The organism is Proluteimonas luteida (genome assembly GCF_021191695.1).
Taxonomy (GTDB): Bacteria; Pseudomonadota; Gammaproteobacteria; order Xanthomonadales; family Xanthomonadaceae; genus Luteimonas; species Luteimonas luteida.
The window spans coordinates 34373-54799 of the sequence record NZ_JAIWPT010000005.1 but is presented as its reverse complement, the minus strand read 5'-3'; the positions used below and the strand labels follow the sequence as shown (position 1 = coordinate 54799).

General features: G+C 72.2%; 16 protein-coding genes. 7 read left to right on the top strand and 9 right to left on the bottom strand.

Annotated features, from left to right (window positions below; translation table 11 throughout):
• Positions 1 to 127 precede the first annotated feature (127 nt).
• Together LDO26_RS06190 and LDO26_RS06185 are read left to right on the top strand one after the other, a co-directional pair.
• The gene (locus LDO26_RS06190; protein ID WP_232130207.1) at positions 128 to 439 is read left to right on the top strand and encodes a DUF4156 domain-containing protein; all 312 of its coding nucleotides are present in this window, start codon (positions 128 to 130) and stop codon (positions 437 to 439) included.
• 129 nt (positions 440 to 568) lie between these two features.
• Positions 569 to 1585 (top strand): 3-oxoacyl-ACP synthase III, encoded by a 1017-nt coding sequence (locus tag LDO26_RS06185; protein WP_232130206.1) that lies wholly within the window; start codon positions 569 to 571, stop codon positions 1583 to 1585.
• A 381-nt stretch (positions 1586 to 1966) separates the two neighbouring features.
• Here LDO26_RS06185 and LDO26_RS06180 read toward each other — a convergent pair whose 3' ends face one another.
• Together LDO26_RS06180 and LDO26_RS06175 are read right to left on the bottom strand one after the other, a co-directional pair.
• Positions 1967 to 3706: a GAF domain-containing protein gene (locus tag LDO26_RS06180; protein ID WP_232130205.1), complete on the bottom strand. Its 1740-nt coding sequence runs from the start codon at positions 3704 to 3706 to the stop codon at positions 1967 to 1969.
• The gene (locus LDO26_RS06175; protein WP_232130204.1) at positions 3703 to 4302 is read right to left on the bottom strand and encodes a biliverdin-producing heme oxygenase; all 600 of its coding nucleotides are present in this window, start codon (positions 4300 to 4302) and stop codon (positions 3703 to 3705) included. The genes LDO26_RS06180 and LDO26_RS06175 overlap by 4 nt, the downstream gene beginning before the upstream one ends.
• A 135-nt stretch (positions 4303 to 4437) precedes the next feature.
• On the opposite strand from LDO26_RS06175, the gene LDO26_RS06170 reads away from it, so the two are divergent.
• Positions 4438 to 5340 (top strand): alpha/beta fold hydrolase, encoded by a 903-nt coding sequence (locus LDO26_RS06170; protein ID WP_232130203.1) that lies wholly within the window; start codon positions 4438 to 4440, stop codon positions 5338 to 5340.
• An 18-nt stretch (positions 5341 to 5358) separates the two neighbouring features.
• On the opposite strand, the gene LDO26_RS06165 is transcribed toward LDO26_RS06170, so the two are convergent.
• A complete protein-coding gene (locus tag LDO26_RS06165) occupies positions 5359 to 5787 on the bottom strand; it encodes a YkgJ family cysteine cluster protein (RefSeq protein WP_232130307.1) in 429 nt (142 codons plus the stop codon).
• Positions 5788 to 5891: 104 nt separating this feature from the next.
• On the bottom strand, positions 5892 to 6350 hold the full coding sequence (locus LDO26_RS06160) for a YiiD C-terminal domain-containing protein (RefSeq protein ID WP_232130202.1): 459 nt from the start codon (positions 6348 to 6350) through the stop codon (positions 5892 to 5894).
• Positions 6351 to 6459: 109 nt separating this feature from the next.
• On the opposite strand from LDO26_RS06160, the gene LDO26_RS06155 reads away from it, so the two are divergent.
• The 3 genes from LDO26_RS06155 (at position 6460) to LDO26_RS06145 (ending at position 10019) form a co-directional block, all read left to right on the top strand.
• Positions 6460 to 7224, top strand: a complete 765-nt coding sequence (locus tag LDO26_RS06155) for a uroporphyrinogen-III synthase (protein ID WP_232130201.1) — start codon at positions 6460 to 6462, stop codon at positions 7222 to 7224.
• 188 nt (positions 7225 to 7412) lie between these two features.
• Positions 7413 to 9128: a Tle-like phospholipase domain-containing protein gene (locus tag LDO26_RS06150; RefSeq protein ID WP_232130200.1), complete on the top strand. Its 1716-nt coding sequence runs from the start codon at positions 7413 to 7415 to the stop codon at positions 9126 to 9128.
• 234 nt (positions 9129 to 9362) lie between these two features.
• Positions 9363 to 10019, top strand: a complete 657-nt coding sequence (locus LDO26_RS06145) for an ankyrin repeat domain-containing protein (protein ID WP_232130199.1) — start codon at positions 9363 to 9365, stop codon at positions 10017 to 10019.
• Positions 10020 to 10174: 155 nt separating this feature from the next.
• Here LDO26_RS06145 and LDO26_RS06140 read toward each other — a convergent pair whose 3' ends face one another.
• Positions 10175 to 10822: a tetratricopeptide repeat protein gene (locus LDO26_RS06140; protein WP_232130198.1), complete on the bottom strand. Its 648-nt coding sequence runs from the start codon at positions 10820 to 10822 to the stop codon at positions 10175 to 10177.
• A gap of 260 nt (positions 10823 to 11082) precedes the next feature.
• On the opposite strand from LDO26_RS06140, the gene LDO26_RS06135 reads away from it, so the two are divergent.
• Positions 11083 to 14838 (top strand): indolepyruvate ferredoxin oxidoreductase family protein, encoded by a 3756-nt coding sequence (locus tag LDO26_RS06135; RefSeq protein WP_232130197.1) that lies wholly within the window; start codon positions 11083 to 11085, stop codon positions 14836 to 14838.
• A 72-nt stretch (positions 14839 to 14910) separates the two neighbouring features.
• On the opposite strand, the gene LDO26_RS06130 is transcribed toward LDO26_RS06135, so the two are convergent.
• From LDO26_RS06130 to egtB, 4 genes are all read right to left on the bottom strand, one after another.
• A complete protein-coding gene (locus tag LDO26_RS06130) occupies positions 14911 to 15900 on the bottom strand; it encodes a poly(ethylene terephthalate) hydrolase family protein (protein ID WP_232130196.1) in 990 nt (329 codons plus the stop codon).
• Between the two features lie 316 nt (positions 15901 to 16216).
• Positions 16217 to 17896 carry a serine hydrolase domain-containing protein gene (locus LDO26_RS06125; protein ID WP_232130195.1) on the bottom strand — a complete coding sequence of 560 codons (1680 nt, stop codon included), beginning with the start codon at positions 17894 to 17896 and terminating at the stop codon, positions 16217 to 16219.
• 62 nt (positions 17897 to 17958) lie between these two features.
• Complete coding sequence (gene egtD, locus LDO26_RS06120) at positions 17959 to 18936, bottom strand: L-histidine N(alpha)-methyltransferase (protein WP_232130194.1); 978 nt, start codon at positions 18934 to 18936, stop codon at positions 17959 to 17961.
• The gene (egtB, locus tag LDO26_RS06115; protein ID WP_232130193.1) at positions 18933 to 20246 is read right to left on the bottom strand and encodes an ergothioneine biosynthesis protein EgtB; all 1314 of its coding nucleotides are present in this window, start codon (positions 20244 to 20246) and stop codon (positions 18933 to 18935) included. Before egtB ends, egtD begins: the two co-directional genes overlap by 4 nt.
• Between the last annotated feature and the right edge of the window lie 181 nt (positions 20247 to 20427).

Below are 20427 nucleotides of genomic sequence, written 5' to 3'. Positions count from 1 at the left end.
CGCCGCCGCCGGCCACCGGTTCTGGTCCGCTCAGCCGATGCCCGCCACAATCGGCGGGCATCGTGCCGTCCGGCACGTGTTCCAGGTACGCCTTCCCGTTCCGCCCGCCCCTTCCGGAGCCTTCCCGATGCGCAAGTTCCCGCTGATCCTGCTGCTGTCCCTGTCCGCCGCCGGCTGCACCTGGGTGCACATGGCCCCGGGCGCCAGCGCCGTGCGCGTGGTCAGCGCCGCGCCGACCGGCTGCGACAAGCGCGGCGAGGTCGAGGTCTCGGTCAAGCACAGCATCGCCTTCGTCGAGCGCAACCCGCTACGTGTGCGCGAGGAACTCGAGACCCTGGCGCGCAACGAGGCGCCGGGCCTGAACGCCGACACCATCAGTCCGCTCGGCGAACCCGCCGCCGGCAGCCAGCGCTTCGCCGCCTGGCACTGCGCCCGCTGAACACGCCGGACCGCCCGCAACGAAGCTCGTGACGGACCGCCGCCGCGATTGCGGGCGGGTGGCCGCATGCGTCGCCCCGCCGAAGCGGGTACCCTATGCGGCTCTCTTGCCTGATTCGGCGGCCAGCCCATGCTTTTCGAACACGTTGCCATCGCCGGCCTCGCCCATGTCGATGCCCCGAACCGCGTGACCAGCGATGACATCAACGCCCGGCTGAAGCCGACCCTCGACCGCCTCGACATCAGGACCGACGTGCTGCAGGACATCGCCGGCATCCATGCCCGGCACCTGTGGGACGACGACATGCTGGCCTCCGACGCCGCCACCCAGGCCGGGCGCAAGGCGCTCGCGGATGCCGGCATCGACGCGTCGAAGCTTGGCCTGCTGGTCAACACCTCGGTCAGCCGCGACTATCTGGAGCCGTCCACGGCCAGCATCGTCGGCGGCAACCTCGGCATCCCCGATACCTGCCAGAACTACGACCTCGCCAATGCGTGCCTGGCCTTCGTCAACGGCATGGACGTGGCCGCGCGGATGATCGAGCGCGGCGAGATCGACTACGCGATGATCGTCGACGGCGAGACCGCGAACCTCGCCTACGAGAAGACCATCGAGCGCCTGCTGCGCCCGGAGACCACCGAAGAGGATTTCCGCAACGAGCTGGCGACGCTGACGCTCGGCTGCGGCTCGGCGGCGATGGTGCTGGCGCGCGCCGAGCTGGTGCCCGACGCCCCGCGCTACCGCGGCGGCGTGACCCGCTCGGCGACCGAGTGGAACACCCTGTGCCGCGGCAACCTCGACCGCATGGTCACCGACACCCGCATGCTGCTGATGGAAGGCATGAAGCTGGCGCAGAAGACCTTCGTCGCCGCGCGCGAGAAGCTGGGCTGGGTGGTCGAGGAACTGGACCAGTTCGTCATCCACCAGGTCAGCAAGGTCCACACCGGCGCGTTCGTGCAGTCGTTCGGCATCGACCCGGCCAAGGTCCACACGATCTTCGGCGAGCACGGCAACATCGGCCCGGCCTCGGTGCCGATCGTGCTCAGCAAGCTGCGCGAGATGGGCCGCCTGAAGAAGGGCAACCGCGTCGCCCTGCTCGGCATCGGCTCGGGCCTGAACTGCTCGATGGCCGAGGTGGTGTGGTAAGAACCGCCGGCACCGCCAACGTGTATAGATTTTCCGGATAATCCATACACGACAGAAGCGATCTGTCTGCTTGTCCGGGAGTTGCCTCGCACGACGCCGCAGGCCTCACGGCGGGAACTCAGAGGTTGAAAGTAGATCGAATGCCTTCGCGAGAGCGTTGCCGGGCGTCCGCGGCAAGGCGCGCTGGGCGAAAACAAGCGCGTTTGGCGCGCCAAATGACCGCAGATCACAGGTCGAGAACGCCCCCGACATCTTCTGAATCCAGCCACCGCGCAGGTCGGCCGCGTGGGGCCGACCTGCGGGGTATCAGGGCGACGATCCGCAGCCACCACCACGGGCGTTCGACGGCGGTCGCAGTCGGCGGGCGAGACTCTCAGCCTTTCAATCTTCCGCCGCCCCACCCGTCCCGATCAGCGCCTGCAGTTCGGATTCGAGCAGGTTGATGCGCGCCGACAGCTGCGCGGCCTCCTGCGGGCCGACGTGGACCAGGCCTTCGAGCAGTTCCGACAACTGCAGCAGCCGCACGCGCTGTTCGCGCACGTCCAGCCGCGTGCGCCGGGCCTGCAGGTCGCCGGCCGCGGCCTGCAGCGAGGCGCTGCGGCGGTAGCGCTCGCGCAGCATCAGGTGCAGGCGCGCGGCGACGCGGCAGTCGGCGTCGCGCCATGGCTCGGCGCAGCCGCGCACGGTCTGGTGCCAGGCGGAGAAGCTGGTGCGCGGGCCGATGCGGTCGCCGCTTTCGTCGATCTGCAGCGGCGCATCCGGGCTGCCGGCCCAGCGCACGTCCTCGATCTGCTCGCAGCGGAAGAAGAACAGCCATTCGCCGCCGAACGGATCCAGTGGCACCGCGAGCACGCCGGCCAGCCCGTCGGCATCCGCGCCGCCGGCGCACCAGTCCTGTGCCCGGGCGGTGGCGGCGATGCCGTTGCCGCCCGCGTCGCAGCGCGCCACCCAGTCCATCAGGCCCGGCAGGTGCGCGACATCGGGGGTGCGCCCGGCGGTATGCCAGCGGCCCGACTGCACCAGGCCGACGCCGTCGCTGTCGACGGTGCGCCCGACCAGGTCGAGTTCGCCGGCCAGCGCCAGGCGCGGCTCGCTGGCACCGTCCAGGCGCTGGGCCAGGACGTCGCGGATCTCGCGCGCATTTTCCTCGAGCAGGAACGCCGCCTTCTGCTCGCGCGCGGCCACCCGCATCGACACGAACAGGCCGAACAGGTCGGCCGCGGCGCGCACGCCCGGCGGCACTGCGCGCGGCGCGCGGTGATGGCAGGCGATCAGGCCCCACAGGCGGCCGCCGGAGATGATCGACAGCGACATCGATGCGGCCACGCCCATGTTCGCCAGGTATTCCAGGTGCACCGGCGACACGCTGCGCAGCGCCAGCTGGCCCAGGTCGAGCGGCGCGCCGGCCTCGTCGCGATCGGGTACCACCGGCACCGGTGCATAGCCGGCATCGGGAATCACCCGGATGCGGTTGCGCAGGTACAGCGCGCGCGCCTGCACGGGAATGTCGGATGCCGGATAGCGCAGGCCGAGGTATGCCGGCAAGGCCGAGTCGCGCGATTCGGCGATCACCTCGCCGGCGCCGTCGTGGCGGAAGCGGTAGACCATGACCCGGTCGTAGCCGGTCAGCGCGCGCACCTGTTCGGCGACGCGCTGGTGGAAGTCCTCGAGGTCCTCGCTGGCGGCGACGCGCGCGATCATCGCCTGCGCGACGACGGTCGGCGAGCGTTCGCCGGTGCCGCGCGGCTGCGGCTCGATCTCGATGTGCACCAGGCCGTCAACGACATGCACGCTGACGTCGCACAGCTGCGCCATCGGCCCGATGTTGCCGACCGCGGCGCGCTGCGACGGCGCGCCGGGCTCGCCGAAACCGATGGTCTCGGCCAGCGCCTCGATCAGGTCATCGGTCAGGAAGCCGCGCAGCGACTGGCGCAGCATGCGCACGGCAGGCGTGCCGGTCAGCGCCTCGATGTTCGCCGAGACATGGTGGATGGTCCAGTCCGGCAGCCGGCAGCTGATCAGATAACCGTGCGGCTGGATCGCGCCGGACAGGTGGATCGGCTCGTCGGCGCAGGTCTGCAGCGCGCGTTCGAAGTCCGCGCCGATGCCAGGGGCACTCATGCGTGGACCGCCACGGCGGCCTGGCCGGACCTCGCGTCCGCGGCGAAACTGCGCGCGAAACACGCGGCGACCGCGGCGAAGGCATCCAGCGCGCCGCGCGTCAGCGCCGCAAGCTGCCGCGCATCGCCGCTGTCGAAGCCGGCCAGCCGCTGCTGCACCGTCGGCCAGTCGTCGCTGTGCGCATGCTGCGCCAGGAAGCACGCGCCGGATTCCCGGGTGTGGCCGAGCGCACGCACGTCGCGCAGCAGCCGGCGCGCACCGAGGCTGCTGCCTGCCATCACGTAGTCCCAGCCGGTGCGCTCGCCGGCATCGTCGATGGCCGCGCGGGCCTGCGTTGCCGGCAGCGGCGACAGCGCCAGCGCCACGAGATCCCGCGCCAGCCATGCCGACTGCCGCGGCGGCCGGCCGGTCGCGGTCTCGAAGTCGATCGCGAAACGGTGCATGCCGACGAGATAGCGCGGATAGGCACCCGCCTCGCCCAGCCCGCGGGCGAAGCGTGCATCGATGCGCGCATGCGCCTGGGCCGTGGCCTCGCGCAGGCGATGGCGGACATCGGGTGCCTGCGCGAGGCGCTGCGGGAAACCGGGCGTTGTCATCCGCGCATCATACGCACGCGGGCGCAAGCATCCGTTCGCCATGCCGCAGAGCCACGCCGTCGCCAGCCGTCGCCGCGCCCCGCCGGACGCGACCCACTAGAATTGCCGGCCTGCCCCGCAAGAGCGCCGCTGCCGATGCCGTTCCCCGACTACGACTTCACCGACCACTTCCTCGAGGTGCGGCCGGGCATCCGCATGCATTACCTGGACGAGGGCCCGCGCGACGGCGAGGTCGTGGTGATGCTGCATGGCAATCCGTCGTGGAGCTACTACTGGCGCCACCTCGTGCACGGCCTGCGCGACCGCTACCGCTGCATCGTGCCCGACCACGTCGGCATGGGGCTGTCGGACAAGCCCGACGACGCGCCGTCGGCGCTGCCGCGCTACGACTACACCCTCGGCTCGCGGGTCGAGGACCTCGGCACCCTGCTGGCGCAGCTGGGCATCGACGGCCCGGTCACGCTGGCGGTGCACGACTGGGGCGGCATGATCGGCTTCGGCTGGGCGCTGTCGCACATGCCGCAGGTGCGACGGCTGCTGATCACCAACACCGCCGCGTTCCCGCTGCCGGCCGACAAGCCGATGCCGTGGCAGATCGCGCTGGGCCGCGACTACACCGTCGGCGAGTGGATCATCCGCGGCTTCAATGCGTTCTCGGCCGGCGCCTCGTACCAGGGGGTCGCGCGGAAGATGCCGGCCGACGTGCGCCGCGCCTATGTCGCGCCGTACGACAGCTGGGCCCACCGCATCGCCACCGTCCGCTTCATGCAGGACATCCCGCTGGGACCGCGCGACGAGGCCTGGCCGCTGCTCGAGGCCGCCGGCCGGCGCCTGCCCGATTACGCCGACCGCCCGGCCTTCATCGGCTGGGGGCTGCGCGATTTCGTGTTCGACCGCCACTTCCTCGACGGTTTCCGCAAGGCGCTGCCGCGGGCCGAGGTGCACGCCTTCGACGATGCCGCGCACTACGTGCTCGAGGACAAGCACGAGGTGCTGGTGCCGGCGATGCGCGCCTTCCTCGACCGCAACCCGCTGTAGGGCGTCCGCGCGGCCGGTTCAGGCCGCGATCGGCGGCTGCGTCGGCCGCGGCGGGCTGCTGCCGTCGTCGGGATGGTCGTCTTCGTTGGCGGCGGCGTCACGCCAGGCCCAGTCGCGCTCGGACAACAGCGGCAGTCCGTGCGCGGCGCGCGAACGGTCGCACTGGCCGCTGCGTTCGCCGAACTCCAGCGACGCCGGCACCGCCTCGCATACCGACGGCCGTACCGGGTGGATGGTGCAGCGCGAGTAGCGGCCGATGTCGGCGTCGAGGGCGATGCAGCGCGGATGCGCCTGCGAGGTGCCGCGCATGACCCGCTCGTGGGTGCGCAGCGGCTCGGTCAGCGCCAGCGGCACCCGGCCGCCAAGCCCGGGATCGGCTTCGCTCCAATGGAAACTGACGCGGAAGTACGCGCAGCAGGCACCACAGGTCAGGCACGGATGCGACATGGCGCGGCCGGGTCGGGAGAAGAAGGGAAGCTGCGGATTCTTGCCGCGCGCCAGGCCGGGCGCAAGCGCCGGCGGCCGCAGGGGCATCGCCATCCGGGCGCCGTTCAGCGGCGCGCGATCGCCACGTAGCGCGAACGGCACTCGGTGGCCACGCCGCCGCCGGGCAGGGCCACGGTCGAGGCCAGCGTCACCCGCGCCCGGCCACGCGTGCGCAGCGTATCGGCGAACGTCTCCCAGTTGCCGTCGTCGGCCAGCGTCGACTCGGCCACCAGGTCGGCGTGCAGCGGCGCGAGGTAGCGCACCTGGGAATCGGCGACATAGACCTCGGCATCGAGGCCGGCCTGCTCGACCCGCAGCGTCACCAGCCCCCAGGCGGCCAGGGTCATCAGCGACACCAGGCTGCCGCCGAACGCCGACCCCTTGTCGTTGACGTGCGCCGACAGCGGCGCGTGCAGGCGCAGGCGCTGGCCGTCGTAGCCGTCGACGCGCAGTTGCATCACCGCCACCGGCGGCATCGAGCGGTAGTGCGCTTCGAGCGCACGCAGGGACTGGTCCAGCGTCATGAAGATCCTCGGGGAAGGGGCGGAGTGGGGGCGGCGGGCCGGGCAGGCGCGGCCCCGACCCGCGGCACCGGACTTGCGGCGCCCATGCGGCAACCACCAAGCTTGCGCCATGCACACTGCGCCGGCCGCCCCGCAACTGGCGGGATACTACGTCATCTCGCTGCGGCCGCGCGGCGGACACGCGCCGCTGCGCCGGGCGGCCGCGCGCCTGGGCGCGCGATTGTTCGCGCTGTCGCCATGGCGCATCGCCCGGCACGACGATCCCGCGACCCGCGCCGCGTTGCGGGCGGCGACCATGGCCGACCGGGTGGTGTTCACCAGCCCGGCCGCGGTCGCCGCCGCGGCACGGCTGCAGCCGCTGGCGACCGCCGGCGCCGGGACATGGCTGGCGGTCGGCAGCGGCACCGCGCAGGCGCTGCGGCGGGCCGGCGTGGACACGGTGGTGGCGCCGACGCGGATGGACAGCGAGGGCCTGCTGGCGCTGCCGGCCATGCAACTGGCGCCGGGCGACAGCGTCGGCCTGGTGACCGCGCCGGGTGGGCGCGGCCACATCGCCGCAGCGGTGGCCGCCGTCGGCGCGACGCTGCGCCGCGCCGACGTCTACGCGCGCGTGCCCGTCGCCGTGTCCGACGCCCGCGTCGCGGCGCTGCTGCGCTGCGACGGGCCATGGCTGCTGCCGCTGAGCAGCGGCGAGGCGCTGCAGTGCGTCGATGACCAACTGCCCGATGCCGCGCGCGCGCGGCTGCGCGGCGCCCGGGTGCTGGCCGCCAGCGACCGGCTGGCCGCGCTGGCACGGGAACTGGGATTCAGCGACATCCGCCGCGCGGCCGATGCCCGGCCGGCATCGCTGCTGGCGGCGGCGCGCCCGCGCTGAGGTTGGCGGCGGCGCGGGCCCGGAAACCGGCAGGAGCACCCCCTTGGGCACGACCCGCATCCAACCTCGCACCAATCCCGTTCGCGCCCGTGGGACGCTCCTGCGCTGGAAGCGCCTAGGGTCTGCACCAGCTGTCGGCCGCCGGACCGGCGCCGTACTGTCGGGATATCCGTCCAGAGGTGCGCGCCATGAGCCTGTCCCCGCTTTCCGGCAACAGCAGCCCGATCGACCACTACCGCGACTACGGCCTCACCCCGCTGCAGGCGGCCTCGACCCAGGCGCGTGCACCGGTGCCGGGCGTCGACACCAGCGCGGGCTGGCCGAAGGGCGACGGCACGTTCGCCGACTCGGTGCGCGGCACGACCCCGCAGCCGGAGCGCGACCTGCATTTCGCGCTGATGGCCAACGACAGCTACACGCTGGCCGGCCCCGACGGGGTCACCGGCACCGCGGCCGAGGCCGAGCTGCAGGCCGCCGGCTGGACCCGGCTGACGCCCAGCGAGGACGGCAGCCACCTGGTCGATGCCCAGGGCAACCAGATCCCGATCTCGGCCGACCAGCTGCACGATGCCGAGACCGGTTTCGACGCGGCGATCTACCAGAACGCCGAAGGCCAGTACGTGGTCGCCTACCGTGGCACCGACAACTGGGCGCTGACCGGGCCGGGTGGCGATTCGCGCGCCAACGGCGGCCAGGGCCTCGGCATGGAGACCGCGCAGTACTCGCAGGCGATGGAGCTGGCCAACCTCGCGGTCGACACCTTCGGCGAGGGCAACGTCGCGATCACCGGCCACTCGCTGGGCGGCGGCCTGGCCTCGGCGGCGATGCTGGCCTCCGACACCCCGGGCGTGACCTTCAACGCCTCGGGCCTGAGCAACAACACCCTGGCCTCGCTCGGCTTCAATCCCAACGGCGCGCGCAGCGACCTCGCCGACAGCGGCCAGATCCGCCGCTATGTCGTCGACGGCGATCCGCTGACGCTGGCGCAGCAGGACGTGCCGGTGCTGCCGATCCTGACCGTGTCCCCGCCCAATGCGGTCGGCCATGAACTGCGCATCGACCCGCCGGCCGGCATGGGCCGGCTGGACCTGGGCGGCCTGCACGGCGGCGGCGGCGACAACCCCTCCTACGTCGAGGCGCTGCGCGAGAACACCGCCTACCGCCCGGCCGACCTGTCCGGCACCAATCTCGGCCTGGCGCTGAGCACGGTGGAGAACATCGGCGAGCACGGGCTCAACCAGCTCGGCAGCGTGATCGACGGCGTCGCCGGCATCTACAACGACGGCCGTGCGACGGTCACCGACGTGGTCGACGGCATCAGCGACGCGGTCAACGACGACTTCGGCAACGGCGACTACGTCAGCGGCGGCCTCAGCATTGCCGGCGACGTGGTCGACGGCGTGGTCGGGCTGGCCGGCGACGTGGTCGGCAACACGCTCGACACCGCGGGCGACGTGGTCGAGAACGTCGCCAACCTCGGCGGCAGCGTGCTGCGCGACGTCGGCGACCGCACCGGCCTCGACGCGCCGTTCGACGCGCTCGCCACCGGCGTCGAATGGACCGGCCGGGCCGTCGACAACGTCGCCGACGCCGTCGGCGGCGGCGCGCAATGGGGCCTGGACAAGATCGGCGACGGCGCCGAATGGCTGCTCGACAGGACCGGCGACGGCGCCCAGTGGCTGACCGACCGGACGGTCGAGGGCGCGCAGTGGGCGGGCGGCAAGATCGTCGACGGCGCCAGGTGGACCGGCGAGAAGGTCGTGCAGGGCGCCGAATGGGTCGGCGACCGCGCCGTCGATGCCGCCAACGCGGTGGGCGATGCCGCGAGCTGGGCCGGCGGCAAGATCGCCGACGGCGCCGGCTGGGTGGCCGAGAATCTCAACCCCTTCAACTGGGGCCGCTGACGGTCCGGGCACCGGCCCGGATGCCGCCCGCATCGCCGCGTTCGCGATGATGCGGGCGTCGTTGTCACGACAGGTTCGACGACCGGACGCTAGGCTGGCCGCTTGTGCCGTTTGCAGGGCGACGCCATGATGGATTCCGCTTCCCCGCTTTCCACGCCGGCCCGCTGCCGCGCGCTCGCCTGTGCGCTGCTGATCCTCGCCACCAGCGGCGCCTGCGCCAGACAAGGACATTCCATGAGCCGTGACCAGTTCGCCGATCCCGCCGCCGCGCAGCTGGCCCAGGCCGCCGCTGCCGGCGACCTGGCGCAGGCGAAGCAGCTGATCGCCGATGGCGCGAACCCGAACGCCGCCAACGCCGACGGCACGCCGCTGCTGCAACTGACGATCCTGCGCGGCGACCGCAAGGGCTTCGAGACCCTGCTCGAGGCCGGCGCCGACCCGGCGGCCGGCAGCGCCAGCGGCAATACCGCGCTGCATGTCGCGGCGATGCAGGACGACCGCCGCTGGCTGCAGGCCCTGCTGGGCCGCGGCGTGTCGCCCGACACGCCGAACACGAAGAACGGCGAGACACCGCTGTTCGCCGCGCTGGAGGCGCGCAACGACGCCAACATCCGGCTGCTGCTCGATGCCGGCGCACGGGTCGACGTCGCGGACCGGCACGGCGCCACGCTGCTGCACAAGGCGGCGCGGATCAATGCCACCGCCTGGGTCCTGCGCTTCCTCGAGGCCGGCGTCGACCCGGCCGCGACCGACCGGGCCGGCGTCACCTTCCAGCCGTCGTTCTTCCGCGCCCGCGACGCCGTGCTGTCGGCCGACGCCCGCCGCGACCGCGCGAAGGTCCGCGACTGGCTGGTCGCGCACAACGTCCCGGTGGAATCGCGCGGGGATTGATCCGCGCCCCGCTCCGTCGAGCGAAGCCGCACCCGTCGGCCGCGTGGGGCCGACCTACGCGGGACCGCCTTTCCCGGACCCTGGAAAGGAACCCGTTTTCAGCCGCCCCGATCGCAGGTCGGAGCAACGCCCCCGACGCCGGATCCGAACCTGGCTCAGGGCCAGGCCGGCGGGTCCGCGCGCCACGCGGCGAACACCTCGGCCAGCACCGCGCGGTCGGCATCGCGCCAGTCCGGCAGCAGCTGCGGGAAACGCGCCGGGTCGCTCCACAGCTGCGGCTCGGTGCGCACCGCGGCGGCATACCAGCGCACCGCCTCGGGTTTGCGGTCCAGCCGCCACAACGCCAGCGCCAGCGTCGGCGGCGCCCATGCCGGCCTGACCAGGCGGCCGTCGACCGCCTGCGCCCATTGCGCCAGCGCCGCGTCGGGCGCGCCGTCGCGGTACAGGTCCCAGCCGTAGTTCCACTGCACCTGGGCGCGCAGCGTGGAGCGCGGCGACAGGCCCGCCAGCAGCTGGTCGTACAGCGCGCGACCGGTGCCGGTGCGCCCCGAACGCATCAACGCATGCGCCAGCTGCGCACGCGCCTGGTCGGCATTGCGCGCGTTGCGGTCGATCAGCGTCTGCAACCGCGCATACGTCGCCTCGTCGTCGCCCGCGATGGCGACCACCGGCGTGGCGACGCGCGCGTCCTCGTCGAAATAGAACTCCGCCGGCGCAGGCAGCGACTGCGCCGAAACCGTCGTCGCGGCCAACAGCAGCCCGCACAGCACCAGGCCGGACATCGGCCACGAATATCGCGTCATTGGATCCCCCATCGCACACATGCCGCGGCCCCGATTGTACGGTGACGCGTGCAGCCCACGACCGTGACCGGAGTCGCAGTCCATGCTGCAATGCACCGTCGGCAGACGTTCCGCGGCCCATTTGCCGCCCATGGGGCCGCTCCGTAGCGGCACCGTAGCCCGCTGCTACAATTTTCCGTTGCCTGCCCTGCCCCATGCCGTCCGGCGCTTGTGCCGTGGCCCGCCAGCGACCGGTGGTCGCAAGCCAGAGTCCGATCGACATGACCAGCACCGCCGAACTGTCCTCGCCCGCCTCGGCCGATACCGGCCTGACCCACGGCGTCAGCGATCCCGACTACACGCTCGAGCACAAGTACACCCGCACCGAGGGCCGGATCTACCTGTCCGGCGTGCAGGCGCTGGTGCGGCTGCCGCTGATGCAGCGGTTGCGCGACGCCGCCGCGGGCCTGAACACCGGCGGCTTCATCTCGGGCTACCGCGGCTCGCCGCTGGGTGGCTTCGACCTGGAGCTGTGGCGGGCGAAAAAGTACCTGGCCGAGGCCAACGTCAAGTTCCAGCCGGGCCTCAACGAGGACCTCGGCGCGACGATGGTCTGGGGCACGCAGCAGACCAACCTGTTCCCCGGCGCGAACGTCGATGGCGTCTATGCCATGTGGTACGGCAAGGGCCCGGGCGTGGACCGCTGCGGCGACGTGTTCAAGCATGGCAATGCGGCGGGCACCGGCAAGTTCGGCGGCGTGCTGGCGCTGGCGGCCGACGACCATGCCTGCCGCAGCTCGACGCTGCCGCACGGCAGCGAGGGCGAGTTCACCAGCGCGATGATGCCGATCCTCAACCCCGCCGGGGTCCAGGACATCCTCGACCTGGGCCTGCTCGGCTGGGCGATGTCGCGCTACACCGGACGCTGGGTCGGCTTCAAGACGATCGCCGAGACGGTGGAATCGTCGATGTCGGTCGACGTCGACCCGTTCGGCCTGCGGATCGTCACCCCGGACGACTTCGAGATGCCCGCGGGCGGGCTCAACATCCGCTGGCCGGATCCGCCGCTGGACCAGGAGATGCGCCTGCACCGCTACGCGGTCAAGGCCGCGCAGGCCTTCGCGCGCGCGAACGGCATCGACCGGATGGTGCTCGACACGCCCGGCGCGCGCCTGGGCATCGTCACCACCGGCAAGAGTTATCTCGACGTGCTGACCGCACTTGAGTACCTCGGTCTCGACGAGGCGACCTGCCGCGCGCTCGGCATCCGCCTCTACAAGGTCGGCATGACCTGGCCGCTGGAGCCGGTCGGCATCCGCGCCTTCGCGCGCGGCCTGCAGGACATCCTCGTGGTCGAGGAAAAGCACGGCTTCATCGAGGGGCAGATGAAGGAGCTGTTCTACAACTTCGACTTCCGCCTCGAAGGGGGCGGACGCCCGAGCATCGTCGGCAAGTACGACGAGTCCGGCGAATGGATCCTGCCGAGCACCGGAGAGCTGACCCCGGCGACGATCGCCGGCGTGATCGCGCGGCGCCTGCTGCGCTTCCTGCCGGGCGACGGCGACCAGGCCCGCCGCATCCACGAGGTGCTGCGCTGGATGGAGGCCAAGGAGGGCGAGCTCGCGCTGCCGCGCGCGCAGTTCCCGCGCGTGCCGCACTACTGCTCCGGCTGCCCGCACAACACCTCGACCACGGTGCCGGAAGGCTCGCGCGCGCTCGCCGGCATCGGCTGCCACTACATGGTCACGTGGATGGACCGCAGCACCGACACCTTCACCCAGATGGGCGGCGAAGGCGTGACCTGGTGCGGGCAGGCGGCGTTCACCGATACCCCGCACGTGTTCCAGAACCTCGGCGACGGCACCTATTTCCACAGCGGCTCGCTGGCGATCCGCCAGGCGGTCGCGGCCGGCGTCAACATCACCTACAAGATCCTCTACAACGACGCGGTCGCGATGACCGGCGGCCAGCCGGTCGACGGCACGCTGACGGTGCCGCAGATCGCGCACCAGGTGCGCAGCGAGGGCGTCGACGTCATCGCACTGGTCAGCGACAACATCGGCAAGTGGTCCAGGCGCGAGCTGTTCCCGTCCGGCGTCGAGTTCTTCGACCGCCGCGAGCTCGACGCGGTGCAGAAGCGGCTGCGCGAGGTCAGGGGCACCAGCGTGCTGATCTTCGACCAGACCTGCGCGACCGAGAAGCGCCGGCGCCGCAAGCGCGGCAAGCTGCCGGACCCGGCCAAGCGCGTGATGATCAACACGCTGGTCTGCGAAGGCTGCGGCGACTGCGGCAGGAAGTCGTTCTGCGTGTCGGTGCTGCCCAAGGAGACCGAGTTCGGTCGCAAGCGCGAGATCGACCAGAGCAACTGCAACAAGGACTATTCCTGCGTCGAGGGCTTCTGCCCGAGCTTCGTCACCGTGCACGGCGGCAGCCTGCGCAAGGGCAGGAAAGTGTCGGCTGCGGAGAAGCTCGCCGACCTGCCGCAGCCGACGTTCGCCAGCGACCTGTCGCAACCCTGGAACATCCTGATCACCGGCGTCGGCGGCACCGGCGTGGTCACGATCGGCGCGCTGCTCGGCATGGCCGGGCACCTGGAGGGCCGCGGCGCGACCGTGCTCGACCAGACCGGCCTGGCCCAGAAGGGCGGCGCGGTGACCACGCACATCCGCATCGCGCGCGCGCCGTCGGACATCCACGCGGTGCGCATCGCCGCCGGCGAGGCGGACCTGGTGCTCGGCTGCGACATGGTCGTGGTCAACGACTACTGGACGCTGTCGAAGATCCGCGGCGACCGCTCGCAGGTCGTGCTCAACACCTACGAGGCGATGCCCGGCACGTTCACCACGCGACCGGACATGCAGTTCCCGGCCGCGGACATCGTCGCCGCGATCCGGCATGCGCTCGGCGGCAACGCGCCGCTGCAGATCGATGCCACCCGGCTCGCGACCGCGCTGATGGGCGACGCGATCGCGGCCAACCTCTTCATCCTCGGCTACGCCTGGCAGCGCGGCCTCGTGCCGGTCTCGCTGGAGGCGCTGATGCGCGCGGTCGAGCTCAACGGCGCCGCGGTCGAGATGAACAAGACCGCCTTCGCCTGGGGTCGCCTGGCCGCCGTCGATCCGGATGCGGTCGATGCCGCCGCGGGCCTGGTGCGCAACGCGCCGACCGCCGCCGAACGCACCGTCCACGAACTTCCCGTGCTGCCGCCGGGAGGATGGGAAACCAGCGAATGGGGCGCGACGTCCGCGCCCAAGCCGGAACAGGCGGCCGACGGCCGCCCGCCGATGTCCCTCGCCCGCACCGCGGACGATGGGACGACGGCCGGCCCCGGCGCCCCCATCGCCTTCCTGCCGCTCGACGACGCGCGCCTGTCGCGCTCGCTCGACGAACTGGTAGCGCGCCGCGCCGCATTCCTGACCGACTACCAGGACGCCGCGTACGCCAGGCGCTACACCGACTTCGTCGCCCGGGTGCGCGATGCCGAGCAGCGCCGCGCTCCCGGCTCGACCGCGCTGTCGGAAGCCGCCGCGCGCTACCTGTTCAAGCTGATGGCCTACAAGGACGAGTACGAGGTGGCGCGGCTGTACACCAGCGGCGATTTCCGCCGCAGGCTCGAACAGCAGTTCGAGGGCGACTACCGCGTCCACTTCCACCTCGCGCCGCCGCTGCTGGCGAAGCGCAACGACAGGGGCGAGCTGGTCAAGCGCGAGTACGGGCCGTGGATGTTCAGGGCCTTCGGCGTACTGGCGAAGCTGAAGTTCCTGCGCGGCGGCATGTTCGACATCTTCGGCTACACCGCGGAGCGGAAGATGGAGCGCCGCCTGATCGACGGGTACGAGGCGACCGTCACCGGCCTGCTCGACACGCTGGATGCCGGCAACGTCGACCTCGCCGCCGAGATCGCCAGCGTGCCGGAACACATCCGCGGCTACGGCCACGTCAAGGAAGCGCAGCTGCACGCGGCGAAGGCGCGCGAGGCCGAACTGCTGCGCGAGTGGCGCAATCCGCTGCGGGTGGTGCAGGTCGAGGCGGCCTAAGGATCCGCAGCGGATCGGCCAACCGCTACGGACCGGACGGTTCGTGTTCTGCGCTGGCCCGGCGCCGCCGCGTCAGCGGCCGGCGCAGGCCAGGCCGGTGTCGCTGGCCGCCGCGGTCCACGCCTCGTCGCGGAACAGGCGGCCGCATCCGGCGGCGAAATACGCGCTGCCCGCCGCCGCATCGCCGCGCAGCTGCCAGGCCAGCCACGCCGTCAGCGGACCGAGATAGCCGGACACACCATGCCGGCAGCCGGGCGAGAACCATCCGCAGCCGGGCTGGCCCTGGATGTCGTTGTGGTCGGCATCGACCAGCGCGCCCATCGCCTTGACGCGTCCGGCCGGCACCGCATCGTAGTAGGCGCGCACCGACTGGTACGGCGGGTCGGTCGGCGCATCCTGCAGCGGCGGCGCAATGCCGTCGCGGGTGCCGGTGAGCAGCAGCACGCTGGTGCCGTCGGGCATGTCGAGCGGGATGCGCTCGCAGTCGCCCGGCCGGCACAGCTGCTGGCCCGGCAGGTTGACCGCGACCGCGGTGCGCAGTTGCCCGTCCATCGCCATCAGCGCGTTCATCGCGCCGCCGGCGCCCTGCGAGTGGCCGGCGACGCCGATGCGCTGCGCGTCGATGCGACCGGCCAGCGGACTGGCGGGGTCGGCATCGGCGCGCAGCGCATGGTCGACCGCATCCAGCAGCGACTGGCCGTCGGCGGCGCTGTTGTCGTGGCTGACGATCACCACGAATCCCCACGACGCGATGTGCCGCAGCAGGTGGTCGTACTTCTTCGGCGACGCCCAGGTGCCGACGCCGAAGGCCAGCAGCGGCAGCCGCGCGGCGCCGTCGTCGGCCGCAGGCAGGTAGAGATCGAACGGATGGCCGCCGCTGTCGCAGCAGCCGGCCTCGCGCAGCACCTCGACCGCGTGCGGGCCGGGCTGGCTGAAGTCGGGTTCGGCGGCGGCGGCCCCGGCAGCGGGCGTGGCGCCGGCGCCTTCGGCGGCAATGACGGTCGCCGGCACGGCGAGGCACAGCATGAGGATGGTCGCGACGGCATTCGGGAAACGAAGCATGTCGGCGCCTCCATGGAGGAAGGTGCCCCGGACCCTAACGCCGTCCGCGCCTGCTGGATGAACTGCAACGCAATCCCGGTGCCGAGCGCCCACGGGCGTCACGGATGCGGCGTGATCTTGTGCGGCCTGATCTTGTGCAGCCTGACCTCGTGCGGCCTGACCTGCCTGCAGTGGCGCGGGTCCGGCTCGCGAGACCGCGGACCGCGCAAGCGGCGACCGGAACGGATCGGACCCGCGGCGGGTCCGTTGCCGGGCCTTCGATGGCGCCCGGCGGCGGCCGCGTCAGGCGTGCGACCGGCGTCCGACGCCCAGCCTCTCAGTCGGGCTGCCGCGCGAACACCAGTTCCTGTCCGCCCTGCAGCAGCGTGACCTGCTGCGCCGCGCCGTCGTCGGGCGCGAACACCAGCGTCGCCTCGACCTCCGCGGGATGGAAGCGGGCCGCCGATTCGGCATGCAACGCCAGCGGCGGCTGCCCGGACAGCTGCGCGTGCAGGCGGCCGTCGTCGAGGAACACCCGCAGCGTCAAGGCGTCGTGCGCATAGGTCCCCGTCACCCGCGCCAGCGCCTCGGCCGGCAGGTCCACGCGCGCGCGTTCGTCGGGCAGCGGTTCGTCCGTGCGCGGCACCGGCTCGCCGTCCCCGTCGCCGTCGGCGGAGAAGCGCATGCCGGTGACCGCGCCCGCCGCGTCGCGCTCGATCCACAGTCGCGCCAGGCTGTCCGCGAACACGTAGTCGTCGGGCGCGGCCGGCACCAGGTCGAAGCGCCGGCCGCCGCTGCGCTGCGAGGTCAGCCGGCCGTCGACCACGCGCAGCACCCGCGTGGTCTCCGCGTCGATGCGGTAGACCCCCTCGGCCGACTGCAGCAGCGCGGGGTCGACATCGGCCGCGACCGGGTCGGGATATGGCGCGCCGAGCGCGAACGCGGCCAGGCGCCGTGCCACTTCACCGGGGGCGAGCCCCGGCCGCGGATTGTCGGTGTTCTGCAGCACGGCCACGGTCAGGCCGCTGCCGGGCAGGTACATCAGGTGGGTGGCGAAGCCGAAGATGCCGCCGCCGTGTTCCAGCAGCCGCTGGCCGCGCAGCGTGCCGACGACGATGCCGAAGCCGTAGTGGCCTTCCTCTGCCGCCTTGCCGGCGGGCGTGGTCATCGCCCGGTAGTGCGCGGCGTCGAGCACCCGGCCGTGGTGCAGCGCGCGGTTCCAGCGCAGCAGGTCGTCGACGCTGGACACCAGCGCGCCGGCCGCGTGCGGCTGGGTCATGCTCAGGTAGCGGGCGACGGCCGGCGCATCCGCATCGCCGGTATAGCCGCGCACGTGGCCGGGGATCACCGCGGCCGACTCCAGCCCGTAGCCGGTCCGGGCCATGCCCAGCGGTTCGAAGAAGGCCTGCCGCAGGTAGTCGTGCCACGCCTGTCCGCTGGCCGCCTCGATCACCGCGCCGACCAGCACGTAGCCGGAATTGTTGTAGCGGTAGCCGGCGCCCGGCGCGAAGTCCGGCGGCTCGTCCTTGAAGGTGTCGATGAGCTGCACGGTGTCGAGGTCGCGCTGGATCGGCCCGTCCATGACGCCGGGGATTGCGGTGTAGCTGCGGATGCCCGAGGTGTGGTCGAGCAGCATGCGCACGCTGATCCGCTCGCCGTCCGGATAGTCCGGCACGAACCGGGTCAGCGGATCATCGAGCGACAGCCTGCCGTCCTGGGCCAGCTTCAGCACGCCGGCGGCGGCGATCTGCTTGGTCACCGAGCCGAGCCGGAACACCTGCGCGGCGGACAGCGGCACGTCGAGTTCGAGGCTGGCGCGGCCGCGCGCGTCGCGCACCAGCACCTCGTCGCCACGCGCGACCAGCACCGCCGCGCCGGCACCATCGGCGGGATACGCGGTCTCCATCAGACGCGCGGCATAGGCCGCCACTGCGGCCTTGTCCGGCGGATCGGCGGCGAGCGCGGAGACCGGCCACAGCAGCAGTCCGGCGAGCAGTACGGGCAACAGGCGGCGCATGAGACGGCACTCGGTTGGCAGGTCGTCGCGCGAGCATGCCAGTTCCGGTGCCGCGCGTGTTCTCAGGCCGGCCGCAGCAGGCGCAGGCCGAACAGGTCGTCGGCGTCGTTCCAGCGTTCGTCGACCGCCAGGCCCGCTTCGCCGGCCAGCGCGGCGAACGCGGCGTCGCTGTACTTGCAGCTGTACTCGACCAGCATCGCCTCGCCGGCGGCGAAATCGAAGGCATGGCCGCCGACATGCACGGTCTGGGCGCGGTCGCTGACCAGGGTGGTCTCGATGCGCATGCGCGCGGGCACGTATACCGCGCGGTGATGGAAGCCGCCGAGGTCGAAGTCGCTGCCGATCTCGCGGTTGAGCCGGGCCAGCAGGTTCAGCGTGAACGCGGCGGTGACGCCGGCACGGTCGTTGTAGGCGGCCTCGATCCGCGCCGGGTCCTTGTCGAGATCGATGCCGACCAGCGCGCGGCCGTCCGCGCCCATCGTGCGCCGCATCGACGCCAGCAGCCGCACCGCATCGCCGTGGGCGAAGTTGCCCAGCGTCGAGCCAGGAAAGAACACCAGCGTGCGCCGCGCGCTGCGGGCCGCCACCGGCAGCGGCACCGGCCGGGTGAAGTCGGCGCACACCGGCAGCATCTCGATCGCCGGGAACAACGGCGCCAGCCGCGCCACGCTGTGCAGCAGCATGCTGCGCGAGATCTCGATCGGGGTGTAGGCGACCGGCGCGTCCAGCCCCTCGAGCAGCAGCTCGGTCTTGCGCCCGCTGCCGCTGCCGAACTCGACCACGTGCGCGCCGCTGCCGACCGCGCGCGCGATCGCCGGCATGCGTGCCTCCAGCAATGCCAGCTCGGTGCGGGTGAGGTAGTACTCGGGCTGCCGGGTGATCGCCTCGAACAGCTGCGAACCGCGGTCGTCGTAGAAGTACTTCGACGGCAGCTGTTTCGGACTGCGCGACAGGCCGGCGATGGCGTCGGCGAGGATGTCGTCGGGCCGCGGCTGCAGGTCGGTCAGCGCGGCCTCGGCGCGCGCGGTGGCGGCACTCATGCCGGGTCCCGCGCCAGGCGCAGGCCGGCGAACTGCCAGCGCGCATCGGAGGGAAAGAAATTGCGGTAGCTGGCGCGCATGTGGGTGCGCGGCGTCGCGCAGCTGCCGCCGCGCAGCACCCACTGCCCGCACATGAACTTGCCGTTGTATTCGCCCAGCGATCCGGGCCACGGCCGGAACCCCGGATACGCGGTGTACGCGCTGGACGTCCACTCCCAGACATCGCCGAACATCTGCCGCAGGCCGGCCCCGTCGCCGGCGTGCGGATGCAGGCGGCCGTCGTCGGCGAAATTGCCGGCGACCGCGAGCCCGGTCGCCGCCTGTTCCCATTCCATTTCCGTCGGCAGCCGCGCGCCGGCCCAGCGCGCGAACGCATCGGCCTCGAAATGGCTCAGGTGGCACACCGGCGCGTCGGGCTGCAGTGTGCGCCAGCCTCCCAGGGTGAACTCGCGCGCGTGGTCGTCGTCCCAGTACAGCGGATGCGTCCATTGCCGCCGCTGCACGGTGTCCCAGCCGGCGCTGAGCCACAGTGCCGCGGTGCGGTAGCCGCCGTCGTCGACGAAGTCGCGATACTCGCGGTTGCTGACCGGCCGGCTGGCCAGCGCATGCGCGGTCACCAGCGCGCGATGCCGGGGCGATTCGTTGTCGTAGGCGAACGCGGCCGCCTGCGGCCACGGCGCGGCCCCGATCCGGACGATGGCCTCGTCGCGTTCGATCCAGCGCATGCCCGCGCCGGAGGTACCTGTTTCCGGGATTGCCGGCGTTTCCGGCAGGTCCGCCCGGTAGGCCGGCGCCAGCGGATTCGACCAGAACGCATGCTTGATGTCGGTCAGCAGCAGTTCCTGGTGCTGCTGCTCGTGCTGCAGGCCGAGTTCGACGATGTCGAGCAGGTCGGCAGGCGGCGTCGGTCCGTCGAGCCAGGCCCGCATGCGGTCGTCGACGACGTCGCGATAGTCCAGCACCTGCGCCAGCGTCGGCCGCGACAGCAGGCCGCGCCGCGGCCGCGCGTGCATCGGCCCGACGCTCTCGTAGTAGCTGTTGAACAGGAAATCCCACTGCGGATCCACGGCCCGGCAGCCGGATCCGGCCATCAGCGCGAAACGCTCGAAGAACCAGGTGGTGTGCGCGAGATGCCACTTCGCCGGGCTGGCGTCGTCCATGCTCTGGACCATCGCGTCCTCGGCGCCGATCGGCGCGGCCAGCGCGCGGGTACGCGCACGCACGGCATCGAAGCGGGTCCGCAGCGAGGCGACGCGCGCCGCGAGTTCGGGGCCGCGCGCGGCCGTGTGCACAGGCGGATGTCGTGTCATGGCGCCATGCTTGGACAGGCCGCGTGACGGCGCCGTGGCGTTGCACGCATTCAGCGGCGCGTGTCCGTGACGCCGCAACGGCGCTGGTGCTGCACATCGCGCCGGCCCGCCGCGGTCTTCATGCGGCAGACCGTCCGCTGAACCGGAACCGGCGCGCGCGGCGGCGATGCGGAGAAGTTGC

What these genes read in the sequence shown, in the direction of transcription:
- LDO26_RS06135 (WP_232130197.1), top strand. Translation starts at nt 11,083, where the DNA reads ATGACCAGCACCGCCGAACTGTCCTCGCCCGCCTCGGCCGATACCGGC.
- LDO26_RS06130 (WP_232130196.1), bottom strand. Translation starts at nt 15,900, where the DNA reads ATGCTTCGTTTCCCGAATGCCGTCGCGACCATCCTCATGCTGTGCCTC.
- LDO26_RS06145 (WP_232130199.1), top strand. Translation starts at nt 9,363, where the DNA reads ATGAGCCGTGACCAGTTCGCCGATCCCGCCGCCGCGCAGCTGGCCCAG.
- LDO26_RS06125 (WP_232130195.1), bottom strand. Translation starts at nt 17,896, where the DNA reads ATGCGCCGCCTGTTGCCCGTACTGCTCGCCGGACTGCTGCTGTGGCCG.
- LDO26_RS06160 (WP_232130202.1), bottom strand. Translation starts at nt 6,350, where the DNA reads ATGACGCTGGACCAGTCCCTGCGTGCGCTCGAAGCGCACTACCGCTCG.
- LDO26_RS06165 (WP_232130307.1), bottom strand. Translation starts at nt 5,787, where the DNA reads ATGTCGCATCCGTGCCTGACCTGTGGTGCCTGCTGCGCGTACTTCCGC.
- LDO26_RS06155 (WP_232130201.1), top strand. Translation starts at nt 6,460, where the DNA reads ATGCACACTGCGCCGGCCGCCCCGCAACTGGCGGGATACTACGTCATC.
- LDO26_RS06190 (WP_232130207.1), top strand. Translation starts at nt 128, where the DNA reads ATGCGCAAGTTCCCGCTGATCCTGCTGCTGTCCCTGTCCGCCGCCGGC.
- LDO26_RS06175 (WP_232130204.1), bottom strand. Translation starts at nt 4,302, where the DNA reads ATGACAACGCCCGGTTTCCCGCAGCGCCTCGCGCAGGCACCCGATGTC.
- egtB (WP_232130193.1), bottom strand. Translation starts at nt 20,246, where the DNA reads ATGACACGACATCCGCCTGTGCACACGGCCGCGCGCGGCCCCGAACTC.
- LDO26_RS06150 (WP_232130200.1), top strand. Translation starts at nt 7,413, where the DNA reads ATGAGCCTGTCCCCGCTTTCCGGCAACAGCAGCCCGATCGACCACTAC.
- LDO26_RS06185 (WP_232130206.1), top strand. Translation starts at nt 569, where the DNA reads ATGCTTTTCGAACACGTTGCCATCGCCGGCCTCGCCCATGTCGATGCC.
- egtD (WP_232130194.1), bottom strand. Translation starts at nt 18,936, where the DNA reads ATGAGTGCCGCCACCGCGCGCGCCGAGGCCGCGCTGACCGACCTGCAG.
- LDO26_RS06170 (WP_232130203.1), top strand. Translation starts at nt 4,438, where the DNA reads ATGCCGTTCCCCGACTACGACTTCACCGACCACTTCCTCGAGGTGCGG.
- LDO26_RS06140 (WP_232130198.1), bottom strand. Translation starts at nt 10,822, where the DNA reads ATGACGCGATATTCGTGGCCGATGTCCGGCCTGGTGCTGTGCGGGCTG.
- LDO26_RS06180 (WP_232130205.1), bottom strand. Translation starts at nt 3,706, where the DNA reads ATGAGTGCCCCTGGCATCGGCGCGGACTTCGAACGCGCGCTGCAGACC.